Origin of the sequence: Afipia clevelandensis ATCC 49720, assembly GCF_000336555.1 — a bacterium.
GTDB classification, from domain to species: Bacteria; Pseudomonadota; Alphaproteobacteria; order Rhizobiales; family Xanthobacteraceae; genus Afipia; species Afipia clevelandensis.
Genome location: NZ_KB375281.1, coordinates 2,763,939 through 2,778,825, shown reverse-complemented (window position 1 = coordinate 2,778,825; position 14,887 = coordinate 2,763,939). Strand labels below are relative to the sequence as shown.

General features: G+C 54.3%; 15 protein-coding genes and 1 tRNA gene. 4 read left to right on the top strand and 12 right to left on the bottom strand.

Going from position 1 to position 14,887, the window contains the following annotated elements; all coding sequences use genetic code 11:
* The 3 genes from HMPREF9696_RS22050 to rpmH form a co-directional block, all read right to left on the bottom strand.
* Positions 1-179 (bottom strand): hypothetical protein (locus HMPREF9696_RS22050; RefSeq protein ID WP_002713541.1); only part of this gene is annotated, 179 nt, incomplete at its 3' end.
* Between the two features lie 13 nt (positions 180-192).
* On the bottom strand, positions 193-591 hold the full coding sequence (rnpA, locus tag HMPREF9696_RS13285; protein WP_002713540.1) for a ribonuclease P protein component: 399 nt from the start codon (positions 589-591) through the stop codon (positions 193-195).
* A 42-nt stretch (positions 592-633) separates the two neighbouring features.
* Complete coding sequence (rpmH, locus tag HMPREF9696_RS13280) at positions 634-768, bottom strand: 50S ribosomal protein L34 (RefSeq protein WP_008542748.1); 135 nt, start codon at positions 766-768, stop codon at positions 634-636.
* A 380-nt stretch (positions 769-1,148) separates the two neighbouring features.
* Between rpmH and HMPREF9696_RS13275 the strand changes: the two genes are divergently transcribed.
* The 3 genes from HMPREF9696_RS13275 (at position 1,149) to HMPREF9696_RS13265 (ending at position 4,632) form a co-directional block, all read left to right on the top strand.
* The gene (locus HMPREF9696_RS13275; RefSeq protein ID WP_002713539.1) at positions 1,149-2,573 is read left to right on the top strand and encodes an ATP-binding protein; all 1,425 of its coding nucleotides are present in this window, start codon (positions 1,149-1,151) and stop codon (positions 2,571-2,573) included.
* Between the two features lie 119 nt (positions 2,574-2,692).
* A tRNA-Arg gene (locus HMPREF9696_RS13270) sits at positions 2,693-2,769 on the top strand.
* A gap of 177 nt (positions 2,770-2,946) precedes the next feature.
* Complete coding sequence (locus HMPREF9696_RS13265) at positions 2,947-4,632, top strand: HTH domain-containing protein (RefSeq protein WP_002713538.1); 1,686 nt, start codon at positions 2,947-2,949, stop codon at positions 4,630-4,632.
* Here HMPREF9696_RS13265 and HMPREF9696_RS13260 read toward each other — a convergent pair.
* The 3 genes from HMPREF9696_RS13260 to HMPREF9696_RS13250 all read right to left on the bottom strand — a co-directional run bounded on the left by HMPREF9696_RS13260 (position 4,598) and on the right by HMPREF9696_RS13250 (position 6,710).
* Entirely contained in the window at positions 4,598-5,245 is a 648-nt protein-coding gene (locus tag HMPREF9696_RS13260) for a non-canonical purine NTP pyrophosphatase (protein ID WP_002713537.1), read from the bottom strand. The two genes, HMPREF9696_RS13265 and HMPREF9696_RS13260, sit on opposite strands and share 35 nt — an antisense overlap.
* A gap of 5 nt (positions 5,246-5,250) precedes the next feature.
* Positions 5,251-6,003: an SIR2 family NAD-dependent protein deacylase gene (locus HMPREF9696_RS13255; RefSeq protein WP_002713536.1), complete on the bottom strand. Its 753-nt coding sequence runs from the start codon at positions 6,001-6,003 to the stop codon at positions 5,251-5,253.
* A 71-nt stretch (positions 6,004-6,074) separates the two neighbouring features.
* The gene (locus HMPREF9696_RS13250; protein WP_002713535.1) at positions 6,075-6,710 is read right to left on the bottom strand and encodes a class I SAM-dependent methyltransferase; all 636 of its coding nucleotides are present in this window, start codon (positions 6,708-6,710) and stop codon (positions 6,075-6,077) included.
* Positions 6,711-7,574: 864 nt separating this feature from the next.
* Between HMPREF9696_RS13250 and HMPREF9696_RS13245 the strand changes: the two genes are divergently transcribed.
* Entirely contained in the window at positions 7,575-9,311 is a 1,737-nt protein-coding gene (locus HMPREF9696_RS13245; RefSeq protein ID WP_002713532.1) for an ATP-dependent nuclease, read from the top strand.
* Between the two features lie 53 nt (positions 9,312-9,364).
* Here HMPREF9696_RS13245 and HMPREF9696_RS13240 read toward each other — a convergent pair whose 3' ends face one another.
* The 6 genes from HMPREF9696_RS13240 to HMPREF9696_RS13215 all read right to left on the bottom strand — a co-directional run bounded on the left by HMPREF9696_RS13240 (position 9,365) and on the right by HMPREF9696_RS13215 (position 14,810).
* Positions 9,365-9,853, bottom strand: a complete 489-nt coding sequence (locus HMPREF9696_RS13240) for a hypothetical protein (protein WP_002713531.1) — start codon at positions 9,851-9,853, stop codon at positions 9,365-9,367.
* A gap of 499 nt (positions 9,854-10,352) precedes the next feature.
* On the bottom strand, positions 10,353-12,158 hold the full coding sequence (locus HMPREF9696_RS13235; RefSeq protein ID WP_002713530.1) for a DNA primase family protein: 1,806 nt from the start codon (positions 12,156-12,158) through the stop codon (positions 10,353-10,355).
* Positions 12,159-12,233: 75 nt separating this feature from the next.
* Complete coding sequence (locus HMPREF9696_RS13230) at positions 12,234-12,455, bottom strand: hypothetical protein (RefSeq protein ID WP_002713529.1); 222 nt, start codon at positions 12,453-12,455, stop codon at positions 12,234-12,236.
* A 145-nt stretch (positions 12,456-12,600) separates the two neighbouring features.
* Complete coding sequence (locus HMPREF9696_RS13225; protein WP_002713528.1) at positions 12,601-13,530, bottom strand: hypothetical protein; 930 nt, start codon at positions 13,528-13,530, stop codon at positions 12,601-12,603.
* Between the two features lie 63 nt (positions 13,531-13,593).
* Positions 13,594-14,094, bottom strand: coding sequence for a hypothetical protein (locus tag HMPREF9696_RS13220; protein ID WP_040301436.1), 501 nt, complete (start codon positions 14,092-14,094; stop codon positions 13,594-13,596).
* 485 nt (positions 14,095-14,579) lie between these two features.
* Positions 14,580-14,810 carry a helix-turn-helix transcriptional regulator gene (locus HMPREF9696_RS13215; protein ID WP_002713526.1) on the bottom strand — a complete coding sequence of 77 codons (231 nt, stop codon included), beginning with the start codon at positions 14,808-14,810 and terminating at the stop codon, positions 14,580-14,582.
* Positions 14,811-14,887 lie beyond the last annotated feature (77 nt).

The following is a 14,887-nucleotide window of genomic DNA, read 5'->3' as shown; positions in this document are numbered from 1 at the left end:
CCCGCCGGCTGGTTCGCGCCGGGAGTGGCTGCCGGATTGGCGGCTTGCTTCTGGGCCAGTTCGGCCTGCTGCGCGGCGCGCTGCTTTTCCATGGTGGGAATGTTGTAGAAATACTGCCACGCGATCAGCACGAGGCCCGACAGGATGACGGCGAGGATGGTGTTGCGATTTTCGATCATCGTTCAGGTCTCGTCATTCGCGTGCGCGTGAAGGGGCTTTGGTTCCGGCGGTATCGCCGGAGGGGCGTGGTATTGATGGCTTCGGCGTCTGCCGCTCGAGGCGGCTGAGTGCCGCGCGCAGATCGTTGAACATGGTTTCAAAGCCGCGGTCCAGCGCGGCGCGGCGGCCAACGATCACATAATCATGGTGTGGTCGCACGGATGCGGCATCGAGTCGCTTCACGAGTTCGCGCAATCTGCGGCGGACGCGGTTGCGCTCGGTGGCGGTGCCGACTTTCTTTGTAACGGTAAAACCGACGCGGACAGGGCCGTTATCGTCGCGGGCGCGGCTCTGCACCAGAAAGGCAGGGCTGGCCATGCGCGGGCCATTGGCCGCGGCGAGGAAATCCGCGCGCTGCCTTAACCGGTCCATGGTTCCAACCGGCGCATGGAAAAGGTCTCGGGTGAGGTCTGCTCAGGCGCTCAGACGCTTGCGGCCACGCGCGCGGCGGGCGGCGAGAACCTTGCGGCCGCCGGCGGTCGCGAGACGGGCACGGAAGCCGTGACGGCGCTTGCGCACCAGTTTGCTGGGTTGATAGGTCCGCTTCACGGTCGTTCTCCGGTGCGAAAAGCACGTCCGGCAGGCTCGCCGAAGGCCATTCGCCAATAATTAAGGTGACATCCTGCGATGGCGGCCCTGAAGTGGACCAATTCCGGTCCAAAATGAACCGGCCCGGTCAAGCCGGGCCATCGAGGACAGTTGGCGCGGCTTATACGGGAGCGGCCTGTTTTCGTCAATCTTGGGGTTTTGTAACGCGGTCGGGTCGTGAGCCCCGGCCGGGGGCTTAAACCATAACAGTTCCGGGGGTTTGACCCCGGCCGCTGGCAGGCGCATCCTGTGGCGGCAAATCAATAAAACGGGCGGGCGATCAACCAATGGCGGTATCAGGCCAAAGCCCTGACCGGACGGACCCTCGGCCTCAGCCGGGGATGGGCTTCGGCCTGTCCGGAAAGCTGCTGCTGCTGACCATTCCGCTGATCCTGATCGTCGAAATCCTGATCTACGTTCCTTCCATCGCCAACTTCCGGGTCAACCGGCTCAACGACCGGCTGGCGGCGGCGAGCACCGCGGCGCTGGTGCTGGATGCCGCCCCGAGCGGCATGGTGCCCGATGCGCTGGCGCGGCAGATTCTCTCCAGCATCGGCGCGCGGGCGGTGGCGATCAAGAGCGGCCAGCAACGCCGCCTGCTGGCGGCTGCCGACATGCCGGCGAAGGTCGATCATGACATCGACATGCGCGACGTGAACGCGTGGGCTGCCATTGTCGACGCGTTTCAGGTCATGCTCGACAGCGGCGACGAGGTGATGCGCATTATCGGACCCGCGCCGGGCAGCGGACAATTCATTGAAGTGGTGGCCGACGAGAAGCCGCTGCGCGCTGCGATGTTCCGCTTCTCGCGCAACGTGCTGCTGCTGTCGCTGGTGATGACCAGCATCACCGCGGGCCTGATCTACTATGCGCTGCATCACCTGTTCGTGCGGCCGATGCGGCGCGTGACCGCCAATCTTGTGGCGTTTCACGAGAATCCGGAAAGCACCGCGCGCATCATCGAGCCGTCGAAACGCACCGACGAAATCGGCGTGGCGGAGCGCGAACTGTCGGACATGCAGCGCGACCTCGTTTCGATGCTGCATCAGAAGAGCCATCTTGCGGCGCTCGGCCTTGCGGTGTCGAAGATCAATCACGACCTGCGCAATCTTTTGGCCTCGTCGCAACTCCTCTCCGACCAGCTTGCCAGCGTGCCCGATCCGCGCGTGCAAAGATTTGCGCCCAAACTGATGCGTTCGCTGGAGCGCGCCATCGCGTTCTGTCAGTCGACATTATCTTACGGCAAGGCGCAGGAAGCGCCGCCGGACCGCCGGCTGGTCCAGGTGGAGCCGGTGGTGAAGGAAGTCCGCGAATCGGCGGGAATCGGCTCCGATACGTCGATCCAATGGATCAACGCCATCGAGCGCGGCCTCACCGTCGATGCCGATCCGGATCAACTGTTCCGGGTGCTGCTCAATCTGGTCCGCAACGCCGCGCAGGCGCTGGAAAGCGAGAAGTCCGGTCTCGGAATCGCGCGGCAAATCCGTTTCACCGGGCGGCGCGAGGGTGCGGTGACGATTCTGGAAATCTCGGACACCGGCCCCGGCATTCCGGAAAAGGCCAAGGCGCATCTGTTCGAAGCGTTTCAGGGCTCTTCGCGGGATGGCGGCACCGGTCTCGGCCTCGCCATCGCCGCGGAACTGGTCCGCGCCCATGGCGGCGAACTGAACCTGGTGGACGGCACCATCGGCGCCACCTTCCGGATCATGATTCCGGATCGGGCCGTGGAGCTTCACCGGCTGCGGGATGCCCGGGTCCGGGCCTGAAAAAACGACCCTTTTGGTCCGAAATCTGTGTCTTATCGATCTTGCAAAGCCGCGCCGGAGCCGGTAGCTATGGCGCTCTTTCGCGGCCCGGCCTCCGGCCCTTCAGCCTAGCGAAATGCGCGCCCGTAGCTCAGCTGGATAGAGCACCAGACTACGAATCTGGGGGTCAGGAGTTCGAATCTCTTCGGGCGCGCCAGTACTTAGCTTGCACTCGCCAACCTCAAAAATCGATCCGGGACGGGCCGGGGACGGCAGGTAATGCGGCTTGTGCGCAGTCCGGACAACCAGTCTCAAGCCAGTGCCATAACCGCAAGTTTGGCGTAGAATCGGCCGGGGCGCGCCGCAGTCGAGCCCGCGCGCCCAAGGTTAATGGATGGCCACTTACCAAACGCAAACGCTTTCAGAGGACAATCATGTCGACCCAATCGACGTCGAGGGGCAGACCTATCTGCGCGTCGCCGAGATTGTGCTGGGTAAGGCGTTATCTCCTCTGAAGGCGCGCGAGATTGTGGAACGTGGAATCGAACATGGGCTATTCGGTGATCATGTGATGGGCCGGACGCCAGAGAAGTCGATGCAAGCCCGGCTCAGTATCGATATTCTCACGCGAGCCGGAAACTCTCGGTTTATCAGAACGGCTCGGGGTCGTTTTGCATTGCGCGCGTCGGCGAATAGCGGATCGCAGCCAGCAAAAGAATACGTCGCTGAAAAGCGCGTCTTGAACTTACCCAAAGAAGAAGTGCTTTGCGCGCCCGAAGTGAATTTCAGGGATGTTCTTACGTTTCAAGGTATCGATCCAGATTCAACGTCAATTCTTAAGCGTATCCTGACCTCGCATGCTCCGACATACATTGCTCGAACTGAGGCCGAGACGCGCGACGATGCCAAGCAATTTATCACCTATGTGCTAGTTCAATGCGGCGAACGACTTTTATTCTTCAAACGATCTTACCTGAGCCGCGCCGCCGAATTTCTACGCGGATCGAAGTGCATTGGTTTTGGCGGTCACGTGAGCGCGGCTGACGTCGATATGTGGTCACATGAGGACTACGGCCTCGCCGCATGCGCGCGTCGAGAGTTGGCTGAAGAAATTTCGTTGCAAGATCGTTCGTCAACTCCGGCAGCTAATACTCGCAAAACGATCCGTCTCTTCCAAGAGGTCCCGCTTGAACGTCTTGGCGTTTTAAATGACGATTCATCAGAGGTCGGGCGCCGTCACGTTGCTGTAGTCTATCGTGCCTGGATTTCCGATTGGAACATCGCCAAGAAACTGATGAAGGGTGATTCTTCGATCAAGGGCATTAACTGGATCGATTTGTCGAAGGACACATTGGACATTGCGGATTTCGAGTATTGGTCTCAGCTATGTCTACGAAAATTTTATCCATCAACGCTCGTTGCGAAAGCGCGTCTTCAAGTACTCAATAGCTCGCGATTGACAAAAGATCATCTTCTCGTAGTTGCGGGGCGCGTTGGCTCAGGAAAATCTGAGACCTCGACGTATCTGGGTGAACGCCTATCGCATCCGGTAATTCGAACGGGGGAGCTCGTGCGTAATTTGATGGATGCCCCACCAATTTCCGAAATAGGCCGGGAAGAATTTCAGAAGCGCGCTTTCGAGTTTATCAGTGGGGCAAACGGCCCTAACAGGCTTGCGCAAGCGATTCTTAGGCAAGTTACAAACAACGGTGGTCGACCCTGCATCGTCGACGGGGTCCGTAATTTGCAAACATTCGAGAAGCTCGAAGCGATGTATAATGGTGGCGATATTGGATTGATCTACATCCAAACGCCGCCTGACGTTGCCTTTGATATGTACCGCGCACGAGAAGCGCAGAGAACATTGTCATTCAGCTACCGAAACTTTTTGAAGGTTTACGACGCGCCGGTAGAGTCGGAGATTACAAGTCTGGGCCGGAAGGCGCACGCTATTGTCTATAATTCTTTCGGTATGGAGGCTTTCCGTAGAACCCTAGACGATTTCGTATCACGCAATCTAAAGACGCCCATCGCGCCGATTCACATCATAGAGCGGGGAAAAGCGAAGGTTCGTTCTTAATTCGATGCTCCATAAACTTTTCGAGCGCGCGAATCGATTGTGAAACCTTGAGTTTCTCAATCATCCCTTTTCGATCCTTTCCAACAATTTCGGCGTAAGTCTTGCCGCTGAAGCCGTCGGGACAAAACACCGTATCCCAGTAAAATTCCCGCTCCCCGCGCGGAGTGTCCACCAACATTCCCTTTGTCTCGCCAACGAAAGTGTACGTGTTTAAACCGTCGCAATAGCCGATAACGGCTCGCGCGATTGTCTTTGTCGACAGTTTCGAACAGCACGCAACAAAGTTCTCCGCTCCAAGCGAATCCCACATAGGCTGCGTTAGGCCGCCCGGATAAGACTTGGCTTCATATCCTTCGAGAATGAGCCCAGCGTGCTCGACTATGCATGGAACCTGAACGCTGCGATATGCAGAAGCGACTTTAAAGCGGACCATTGCTTCCAAGTCACACAACAGCGGCTCCGTAGTTTCAACATCACGAAATTCAAACTCGAATAGTTCGCCAAGTTTCTTTCCGGACCCCGACAAGGTTGCGTGATCTTTCGCCGTGGCCCATTCCTCTTTTTTGAAGGGACTCCAAGAACAATATACGACTCTACGCGGTGCAGGCGCCATATCGGTTACTCAGCCATTTCGCGAATAATGTTCGCTGCGTTCTTCGCAATGTTACCAGAGCTAACGGGAACGACTTCGATATTGCGTTCCTGAAACAATTGCCGTTCGAATTCCGATGGATCGGGTAAAATGATGTAGGCGCGTCTTCCCGACGCGGAATCGGGAAGATGAGACAGGATTCGCTGTATGATGTGAAAGATATAATTCACGTTTGGATCCCGAAAACTATAGCCGATAAACAAAACCGCGCGCCCGAGAAGGTCGCCCCGCAACTTGAAATCCATTGGGCTTTCGAGCCGCATTCGATCCATGTAGTGCGACTCCGTAACTACCATTTCGGTCGGATTGTTGAAGTCTCCATGAAATTTTACGATTTCCACGACTGCTCTGTCATGGCTCATGGTGTGCTCGGCCGTCACGATTTGACAAATTCTTCCGCGCTTTTTGAGGGCGCGCTCGATAAAGTCATCGTAGTTGGTTGTGTAGTATATGCTGCAGTTCTCAAGTTCGACTAAGGCCGCATGAATGGGAGATGCCAAGATTTCATCGTCTGTGGCATTCGCGAATTGCTGCGAAAGCCAGTTCGTTAGTGGTGCGATTGTATGATTTTTGATTTTGAAATACTCAAGAATCTGAAGGTCGCTTCCTCGATGGCGCAATAGTTGGGGGTCGCTACAACCCAGAAGTCTCGCGGCCTCATCCACCATCGCGGTCCACGAGGGACCCTGCTTCTTGCCGCCGTCCCATGTTACTGACATTGATGCTCCGGCACCAATGAAGGGAATAATTCTTTTTTCGCGATATAGTCTGCGAAGGTCTGCGGGACACGTCATAATCTCTTACTCGCAATCAATCTTGTGACGCTATGAAAATGCGGAATGTTATTGTGCGGATGTGTCTCGTGGAGTAGCGAGCTGGTATGGCTCTCTATTTCGTATGCGGAATAACACCGCAAATAGAAATCGTGCGAAGCCAATGTTGGCTTGAAATAAGGATGCGCCGAAAGATCGTGAGGGCCGTCGTTGAACGCGGCTAAGATGTGTTTCCCGCCCTTCTTCGTCCTTTTTTGCGAAAGCGCGATTAGCTTTTGAATTGCGCTGGTGGATTCCATGCAATGAGGAAGACCATACATGATGACGACGTCGAACAAGCCGCTGTCATTTAGAAATTCAATTGCGTCAGATTGAATCCATTCGATTTTAGGGTGCTTAAACGCGCTCTTGCCGTTTGCTAGCGCTCGCTTGGAGCAGTCAACAGCGGTTATCGAAGCTCCACGATCCGCGAAAGCTGCTGCGTTTTTTCCTTCCCCGCACCCCAGATCGAGGATATGAAATTTAGAAACGTCCGGGGTGTTGGCTAGAAACTGTCGAACCAGTGAACCCGCTTCTTTCCCCCAGAAGCAGGGGCAATTGGCATATCCATCATCATACCCACCGCTCCCTTCGGCTTGGCTCTGATTCAACATTATGAGTCCCGAATAATTTCAATCATCCACTGTAGCACTTAAATCGTCGATGTACGTAACCGTGCGACACCTTCATGCGTAGCTCGTATTCAAGAAAATCATTCGCGATTATCAGCGCACGCACGGCGGCTCTTGCGTCGCCGTCGCAAGCTGCAATTGCCTGATCTGTGGCGGCGTCTATTCGTTCCGACTCCTCTTCAGGAATAGGGGCGGTTTGCGTTGACATGGTGTGTTCCGCGTTGACTCTCGCTGACGCATGTTCCTATTTTGTTCTTATGGAGTCAAGCCAGCCAAAACGCCGTTTTCCACCGCCATGGCGGGTCCACGAGGAGCTTGAAGCGTTCAGTGTCTTCGATGCGAACGGCGTGCGAATAGCTACTATTGGCTATCGGAATGATGTGCATCAATGGAAATGGACGCACGGCTATTTGACCGCCGATGAAGCGCGCCGGATCGCCAAAGGCATTGCTCGGCTACCTGAATTTCTAATGCAACGGCAGGGATTCCATCCGCGTTGCGGAGGTCTGCGATGGAAGGCGAGCCGCCCTTATCATGTAGCGCTAGAGGATGAATACATCCGGCGGAACTGGGAGACGATAGACGCAATCTGTAAGCTGAACGGGATTCCCTTCAATGGTACTGGCGAGAGAATTCAAGAGCGAGGAATTTGGTGTGTCTACGAGTTCGAGTGGCAACTAGACGCTATACAGTTCTGGAATGCTTTTGATGGACGATGGTTGCGCGGGAGCGAATTTCACTATCCGGAGCGACCGAAGGATTTACCCCCACTAAAGAGTCTAAGTATGCGAGATACAAGATGTAGTCCACACTTTGAATCTTGAGAGGCGGACTTAGGAGCGATTTATGCCGGTCTATATCGACGGACTTTCTATTAGATTTTTTCGAGGTGTCGGTCCCGAATTGCAGGTGATGGGGCCATTTAAAGAGTTTAACTTTTTTGTTGGAGCAAATAACTCGGGGAAATCAACCGTTCTCGACTTCATCCATCGATATTTATCGACCGATGCCGAGCGTCAGCGGCGGCAAGTAGAGCCACTGGATCGCTACAACGGGACAACAAGTGGACCACTGTTTTTCGGTGTCGGCATTCCAGTCGAGCGAGCCGTTCAGAATGCGCTAAGCTCCATGGGGAGGGATTATACGGAGAGACGTTATAAGGACAGCTTGAGTAAGATATTCACTGCAATATCAGATAATGGGTGGCTATGGTTGCAGAAGCCAGAAAGGCATGAAGAATCTAAACTGATCGATAAAGTCGATGCCAACTCCTTGAGGACGTTGATCAGCCAGCAAGACTGGTATGATCTTTGGAATGCCCTGACAAATACGACTGGCGGAGATTTGCGGAACCATTGGATTCCACAATCTATTGCAAAAATTGTTGGCGCTCAGAAAATCGTCTTTCCCGCGATAAGATTTATTCCGACAAATCGGCAGATTGGGAAGAAAGCAGAATCATTTGATGATTTCAGCGGACGCGGATTAATTGATCGGTTGGCCGAACTTCAAAGTCCCGATCATGATAGGCGAGCGGATTTGATCCTGTTCGGAAAGATCAATTCGTTCCTGCAAACGGTAACGGGAAGGGAGCAGGCTAGAATCGAAATTCCTCATAATCGCGAGCACATCCTTGTCCATATGGATAACAAAGTTCTTCCGCTTTCAAATCTGGGAACTGGAATTCATGAAGTTATTATGATTGCTGCTTTTTGCACGATTAGCGAAGAGCAGATTGTGTGTATCGAAGAGCCCGAGAGTCATCTTCATCCATTACTTCAAAGAAAACTTGTCGCTTATTTGCAATCGCAAACAACCAATCAATACTTCATAGCTACCCACTCAGCGGCATTTATTGATACACCCAACGCAGCAATCTTTCATGTCACTAACGATGGTAACCAAACTAGAATCCGAGAGAGCGTGCTTCGGTCGGAGCGCTTTGCTATCTGTGCAGACCTTGGAATTAGGGCATCAGATATCGTTCAATCGAATTTCGTTATCTGGGTGGAGGGGCCATCGGATCGCATCTATCTCCGCTACTGGATAGCGGCCGTCGCTCCTCATCTTCACGAAGGGACGCATTATTCCATAATGTTCTATGGTGGACGCTTGCTCAGTCATCTTACGGCGAATGATGACGAGGTGACCGAGTTCATAAAGTTACGATCTCTGAATCAGAATCTTTGCATCGTCATGGACAGTGACAAAGCTAATTCGAGGTCAGCCATAAATGACACAAAAAAGCGCATACAGACTGAGTTCGATCAGGGCCGCAGCAAGGCATGGGTAACAAAGGGGCGGGAGATCGAAAATTATGTGGATTACGTTGTGCTACAAGACGCTGTGAAAGCCATTTATTCAAAACGATATCATTCAGCTCCCGCGAATAACTCTTACGCTCACGCGCTTCATTTCTGGCCCGTTTCGCCGAATGGAAAGCGGGGCCGTAAACTCGAAGAATCCGTTGATAAGGTTCGCATTGCAAGACATGTAGCAACCCTGCCAGCAAAGCTTGATGTTCTGGACTTAAAAAAACATGTTCGCGATCTCGTCGACAGAATCGAGAAAGCAAACATGTGAATGGGTAATGGCAAGTGGTAGGGCTGAGGTTTGTCGGTGGCCGGTTTGAAAGATTAATTCGCTGAATGCTGTGCATCTGACTTGAGAAGGTGTCGCAGCCGAAGGTCTGAAATGACTTGCAGGTGGCCATCTCCGATTTGGTTGGCTTGCCATTCTTTTACTACTGCGAGAAAGGTGCGGCTGACCCGTCGTTCCAACGCTTCGAGCTTGGTCAGAAATCGATGGGCAGTAGCTATTCCCTTCTCCGTTCGGAGAGTCCAATCGGGCAGCTTCTCGATTTGGTGAACAAGCGTGTTGCGCTTGTCGAGGAATTCAGCGAGCGTGTCGCGAAAAGAATTGGGGACCGCGATGTGCCGCTCAAGTTCGGCTATCAATCGCCCCAAGGGCGGCCGTCGTCCATCCGATGTAAAAACGTCTTTGGACGGCCTTGCTGATTTTGGGACGACGTACTTGATGCAGAAGTTGATAGTGAGTTCGGTTCGCTGAATTTGGATTAGCGCCGCGCCGATCCGCGCCAACACGTCTCGTTCATGCTTGTCCATCGACTATCCTGCTAACAGTGCGGCCCAATCAGTACGTTATCGTGAAATTCAAAAATATTTTCAAATTTATACATCGCGCTTCGGGTCTGCCCGCATTGTATTTTTTCGGTCAGAGGGACCCCGACTCGAACGGGGTCTGAACCTAATAGAAAAATATTTTCGTATTCGCGCACGCTCGGCGAATGAACTGAAAACTATTTTTATATCTACCGCGCGCATTGAATCAGGGATTACTGATCTCGAAGGCGCGTATCGTGTGTCACGGCAATCCGTGACGTGTAACGGCAAAAGTGTGACACGTTAAGGTATGAAATCATTGAGGTATCTGCCAAGTGTCAAGGTGTCCCGGCTATTCTAGACTTCTGGAGCATCTGATGATTCGTATTCTACGGCTGTGGCGGGCCTGCGCTTGGTATTGTGAGCGCCCGCGCTTCTGACCCAAAGTCGATTCTGCCGTGCCACCGTGACACTAGGCCGAATATGCTGACGGTACAGCAGGTTAAATGTCACGGTTGCCCGTGACAATGTCACATTCATCAGTGACACGGAATTTCGGCTTGACCTTAAATCCGAAGAAGCCCCGTTTGGTTAGGCCCTTGCCTGACTTCGATTTCGACGGATCGTGCCAACGCCGCTGCCCATGCGATACGCCATGAGGCGTTAAGGCAGCAATCAGATCGTGCTTGAAATCGTTTCGGTTGCGGCGTTCACGCGAGCCAAGATTCTCAATGTTGTCGCCCCAATGCTGATAGACATCGTAGGCCTGATCCAAAGACACATAGTCGTTCGGCGCGCCGGTGACGATCAGGCAGTCTTTGGCGAAACGACGTGCAGGAGATTGCGATTCTGCGAGCTCGCGGGACGCGGCACGGCCCCGCTCGCCAATGGTGAATTTCCCATCGTTCGCGCGTAACCGACGGAGGCCGTCCAGCGCCCAATTGGCAATGCCAGGCAATTCTGCATTGAGCTTGTTGGCGAGGTCGCGATCTTCCCGCCCCACGAAGCTATTTCCAAATACCAAGAGAAGTTCGCGGTTTGCGAGCGCGCCGGACTCGTCCAAAAATTTCGGATGTTTATTGGCCACAAGAATTAGCTTCGCAGGAACTTTGGCCGTGATAATCGGCAGGTTCTTGCGGTTGATACTTAGCTCGTCGCGTCCACTGATGCACTTGATCCGTTCTATCGCGGCCGACCGGCGTGACGTATCGGTGTCGTGGGCATCCGGAATCACAATCAAGCGTTTATCCAACATGCCCTCCAGCCCAAAGTCTCCGCTTAGGTCGTTGAGCGTGCGCGACGTGTGAAGAGCCGGGCCAACTAAGGCTTGAATGATGCGCGTGATCGAACCCTTGCCGCCCCGCGAAGCTCCTATCATCGCTAGGAGGATTTCAAGCGACGTATCAGACGTAAGACAGTATCCCATGAACTCCTGTAGTGTCGGATGAAATGAGGGATGCAACCATTCACCAACCTTACTAAGCCAAAGGGGGCAGTCTGCGTTGGCGTCATAGTCCCATTCGGGAAGACCCGTGATAAAAAGTTTTCCCGTGTGGGGCATAAGTTCGTCGGTTGCGAGATTCAGAATTCCGTTCCGGGCCAGAATTAGATCGCTGCGGGGCGGTGCATCGACAGGTTCTTTGATCCAATCGAAAGGCCGTACCTTCGTAAAGTGAGCAACGTGCACAGCGCGAACCATGCGTTGAATCTTGTCAGTGTCGAAGATCAGACTCGGATCAGTCGCGCGAATCTCAGCTGCCAGTTCAGTGTCGCTTAGCTGGCGCCAAATCCGATTGTCGTCCAGCGTGTAGATTGAGTTGTCAGAATAAATCAGTTTCGCGGGCCGTGCCTCAACGAAGGCCTCCGCGCACTTTGCGGCATGTTGTTTGTTATCATACGCAACGGGCCGGGGCCACGCCAGTTCAGCATCGAAAATGCTCTTCTCATCCTCCGGCTCGCCGTCCATCCAGCGGTCTTCCGGTGCCAATCGCATGGTGCTGTACCGACCGGGCTGGCCGTCCGGATTTTCGTAAACTCCGATGCATTGATCCAAGATCACGGATTCACTCATGTCGGTCTCGGCATATCGGGATAGGAGTTTCACAGCTGTTTCAAGCGAAACCCCGAAGCCGTGAAGCTTCAAAGCCGCGTCCTTCACGGTGAGAAGTTCGATCTCTGCGCCGGGAAGGATCGCATAAGCGATGTCCTTGCAGTATCGCTTGCCCGCCGCCACGTCTGCAGGGTGGTCCCATCCGTGCTTGGGAGACGGGATTGCGCGCTTAGACTTCAATGGCAGGCGCTTAGACATGGGGCACCAAATTAGATTAGGGCCGGTGAGGAATTAATCATCACCGGCCTTGGATTGACATCAGCCTACCGGCGTTTATCGCTTCGGCGGGTTGTTGAACCGATGCATCGCGGCGACAGGATCAAGCTTGCTCTTTGGCGGATCGCTGGGCTGAAACTGTTCGTCGTGGTCGTCGGTGGTCTCTTCTCCGGGACAGCAAGTTCGATGTGCCTCGCCTCGTGCGAAGCTGCTGGACTGCCGAAGCCGCTGGGCTGCATACTCAATGTCTTCGGGCGTGATGGTGTTTTTTGCGCTCATGGGTAACTCCTATTGAACGTTGAATAGTACTGTCTGGAAGAAGGCCACCGGGCAGCGGCGGCAGGCCGCCCGGTGGGATTCGCGGAGCGAAAGGTTAAAACTCTCCGCGATCAGCACGACCGGACCAAGGCCGTGGTGATTCAGATCAGCCGAACTCCAGTTCGTCGGCCGGGGTCGGCTCGATTTGAAGAAGTGCCTGAAAGTCCAAACCGCGACGACGCTCAAGAGAAGGATTCTCCTCCGAAGCTAGAAGAAATGCTGCTTCCTCTAGACGCTCAAGTTCAAGAAGCCGGGCCTTGGCTTCGCTGATCTTGTGCGGCCGCTCTGTAGCCGATAGCGCGTCCGGCTTAGCCGTTCGTTTAATCTCCGAAGCAATCTTCGCCGTGACAACATCCTGCATGGTCCATACGAACAATGCGAAACCGTCGTTGAACCAATCTCCATCACGGGTATGAGTTTGCGGCCAACTGATATTGCCTTGTCGTTGGCGGCCATCCGGGCTTGGCAAGAGGCGGGAAAGGTCCCGAAGGTCGGGGGCACCATTAGCTGCAATCGCTTTGATGCACGATGTCGCTTGGGCGACAGCTTCGTCGGCAGTGAGAGGGGCCGTTTCAATCAGCTTAAGTGCGCGACGGGCCACATTCACCTGTTCACGTGCGTTCGTTAAATATGCCGTCGCGGTTTGGCCCTTGGGGAGCTTGACGACGATCGTCCGCTCTCGCCATTTTACTTGCCGATGCTTATTTGCCCATTTCGCCAGCTCTTCCTCATCAATGAACGCAGAGTCCTTTGGTTTGTGTTCACGATGTTCGCGAAGCTCTTCGCGCGTTTCTGCGGCTTCGGCGGCAGTTTGGTCTGCCCACTGCTTCGAATTGAGGTCGCCGGTCAGGCGATAGTTGCGCTCATGTTCGCGTTTACGCGCGTCCAGAATCTGTACCTGAGCCATCAGGGCTTGGTCGGCATTCCAGTGCGCATCGCTTGCAAGTCGGTCACGGCTGCCGTTAAGTTTCGACGCCTTGATCTTGTCACGAGTGACCTGCGGCCAGTGCTTAATAATTTCCTGAAATGAAGCCATTTCTCTTCTCCTTCACCAACGGGCAGCGCACTCGCTGCGATTAGGATTAAGCTACATCCCGACTTATGCTCTTCGGATTCCGTAACTATGCGGAATCTGACTCTTTCTTTTGCGGCAATGTGACCCCATTGGGCCGCGCCAAATTCCTAATTTGACGGCGTAGCGCTTTGCTGCTGGTCGGCTGCCGTACATCATCTCGTGTAAATTATCGCGGCCGCTGTTGTTTTTGGTAGCAAGGTCGCGGCCATCCGCTGCGTATCGTTCAGCGATAGTCTCAAGCGCGTCCTCATAGATCGCACCCTTATCCATCTCAGCATCTACGTCTGCGCAAGCCTCTGCGAGATGCCGATCTTGTCGACGAAAGCCGGTTTCATCCTTTGTGTCTTCCGGCCCGCCGCGAGCGAGAGTAGCGTCGTCAAATTCGTCTAGTTCTTCGTCGGTGTAATAGTCGCTTATTGATTGCCCATTTGCGGCAAGGCGTCCGGCTAGGTCGTGCCGGATTGCGCGTAGCTTTCCATCCTCCAATCGAGCGCGACTAAGCGCTTTTGCGAATTGCGTTGTCATGACCGCATCTCCGCGATCAAGGTACGAAGTGCGAAGACGGCGCGAACGCGCGGTGGTGCATTCGTCCAATCAACAATACCAAGCGCAGCTAGAGCGCATGCGGCCGGTATAGTTGGAATTGATTGAAGGTCGGTGGCCACGAGCGGGGTTGATTCATCTCCATCGCGTGTGACGCCGAAGATTTTGGCGAAGCGAAAAGGAGCGATTCGTGCGACGGGCTTGCTTTGTAGTGCTTCTAGAAGAAGTTGGTTTGATCCCGATGTGGTCAGCAGGTCCGCAACAGCGAAAGAATAGTATTCGCGAGTGGCAAGGGTTCGAATTGCATCGGTCGGAGGAGTTTTCGAGTCTAGTATTGACCGGCACAAGTCGCGGCACTTGCTGCGATCCAGTTCCGAACGATTTCGCTCCTTGAACAAAGCGTAAGCGCTTGCGCCCGGGTCCAACGGACGAAGACGATAAGTGAGAGGTCGCATCATGGCATCCTCTCACTTCTTAGAAGCTATTATTGACGCAGCTTTGATGCCGCGCTTGATCATGTTAGCTTCCCAAGCTTCAATTTCTGATAGCTTGAAATGGCGATAGCGGCCGCCAAACGTGACGGGCGCTGGAAAGTCATCCTTCGCGATCCGGCGGTGTAGCCACATCCGCGAAGTCCCGCCAAAGCGAGCACGGACTTGAGCGGCGGTTAAGTATTCGACATCGTTGTTTGAACGCATTGGAATCTCCACGCGCGGGAGCGTTCACACGCGATGGTGTGATGCGACCGTCCAAATGATTTCGGAAACCCGAGGGC

Excerpts from the sequence above, each read along its gene's own strand:
- HMPREF9696_RS13230 (WP_002713529.1), bottom strand. The coding sequence starts at position 12,455 with ATGAGCGCAAAAAACACCATCACGCCCGAAGACATTGAGTATGCAGCC.
- HMPREF9696_RS13275 (WP_002713539.1), top strand. The coding sequence starts at position 1,149 with ATGGGCTTCGGCCTGTCCGGAAAGCTGCTGCTGCTGACCATTCCGCTG.
- HMPREF9696_RS13215 (WP_002713526.1), bottom strand. The coding sequence starts at position 14,810 with ATGCGTTCAAACAACGATGTCGAATACTTAACCGCCGCTCAAGTCCGT.
- rnpA (WP_002713540.1), bottom strand. The coding sequence starts at position 591 with ATGGACCGGTTAAGGCAGCGCGCGGATTTCCTCGCCGCGGCCAATGGC.
- HMPREF9696_RS13265 (WP_002713538.1), top strand. The coding sequence starts at position 2,947 with ATGGCCACTTACCAAACGCAAACGCTTTCAGAGGACAATCATGTCGAC.
- HMPREF9696_RS13245 (WP_002713532.1), top strand. The coding sequence starts at position 7,575 with ATGCCGGTCTATATCGACGGACTTTCTATTAGATTTTTTCGAGGTGTC.
- HMPREF9696_RS13235 (WP_002713530.1), bottom strand. The coding sequence starts at position 12,158 with ATGTCTAAGCGCCTGCCATTGAAGTCTAAGCGCGCAATCCCGTCTCCC.
- HMPREF9696_RS13225 (WP_002713528.1), bottom strand. The coding sequence starts at position 13,530 with ATGGCTTCATTTCAGGAAATTATTAAGCACTGGCCGCAGGTCACTCGT.
- HMPREF9696_RS13250 (WP_002713535.1), bottom strand. The coding sequence starts at position 6,710 with ATGTTGAATCAGAGCCAAGCCGAAGGGAGCGGTGGGTATGATGATGGA.
- HMPREF9696_RS13260 (WP_002713537.1), bottom strand. The coding sequence starts at position 5,245 with ATGGCGCCTGCACCGCGTAGAGTCGTATATTGTTCTTGGAGTCCCTTC.
- HMPREF9696_RS13255 (WP_002713536.1), bottom strand. The coding sequence starts at position 6,003 with ATGTCAGTAACATGGGACGGCGGCAAGAAGCAGGGTCCCTCGTGGACC.
- HMPREF9696_RS13240 (WP_002713531.1), bottom strand. The coding sequence starts at position 9,853 with ATGGACAAGCATGAACGAGACGTGTTGGCGCGGATCGGCGCGGCGCTA.
- HMPREF9696_RS13220 (WP_040301436.1), bottom strand. The coding sequence starts at position 14,094 with ATGACAACGCAATTCGCAAAAGCGCTTAGTCGCGCTCGATTGGAGGAT.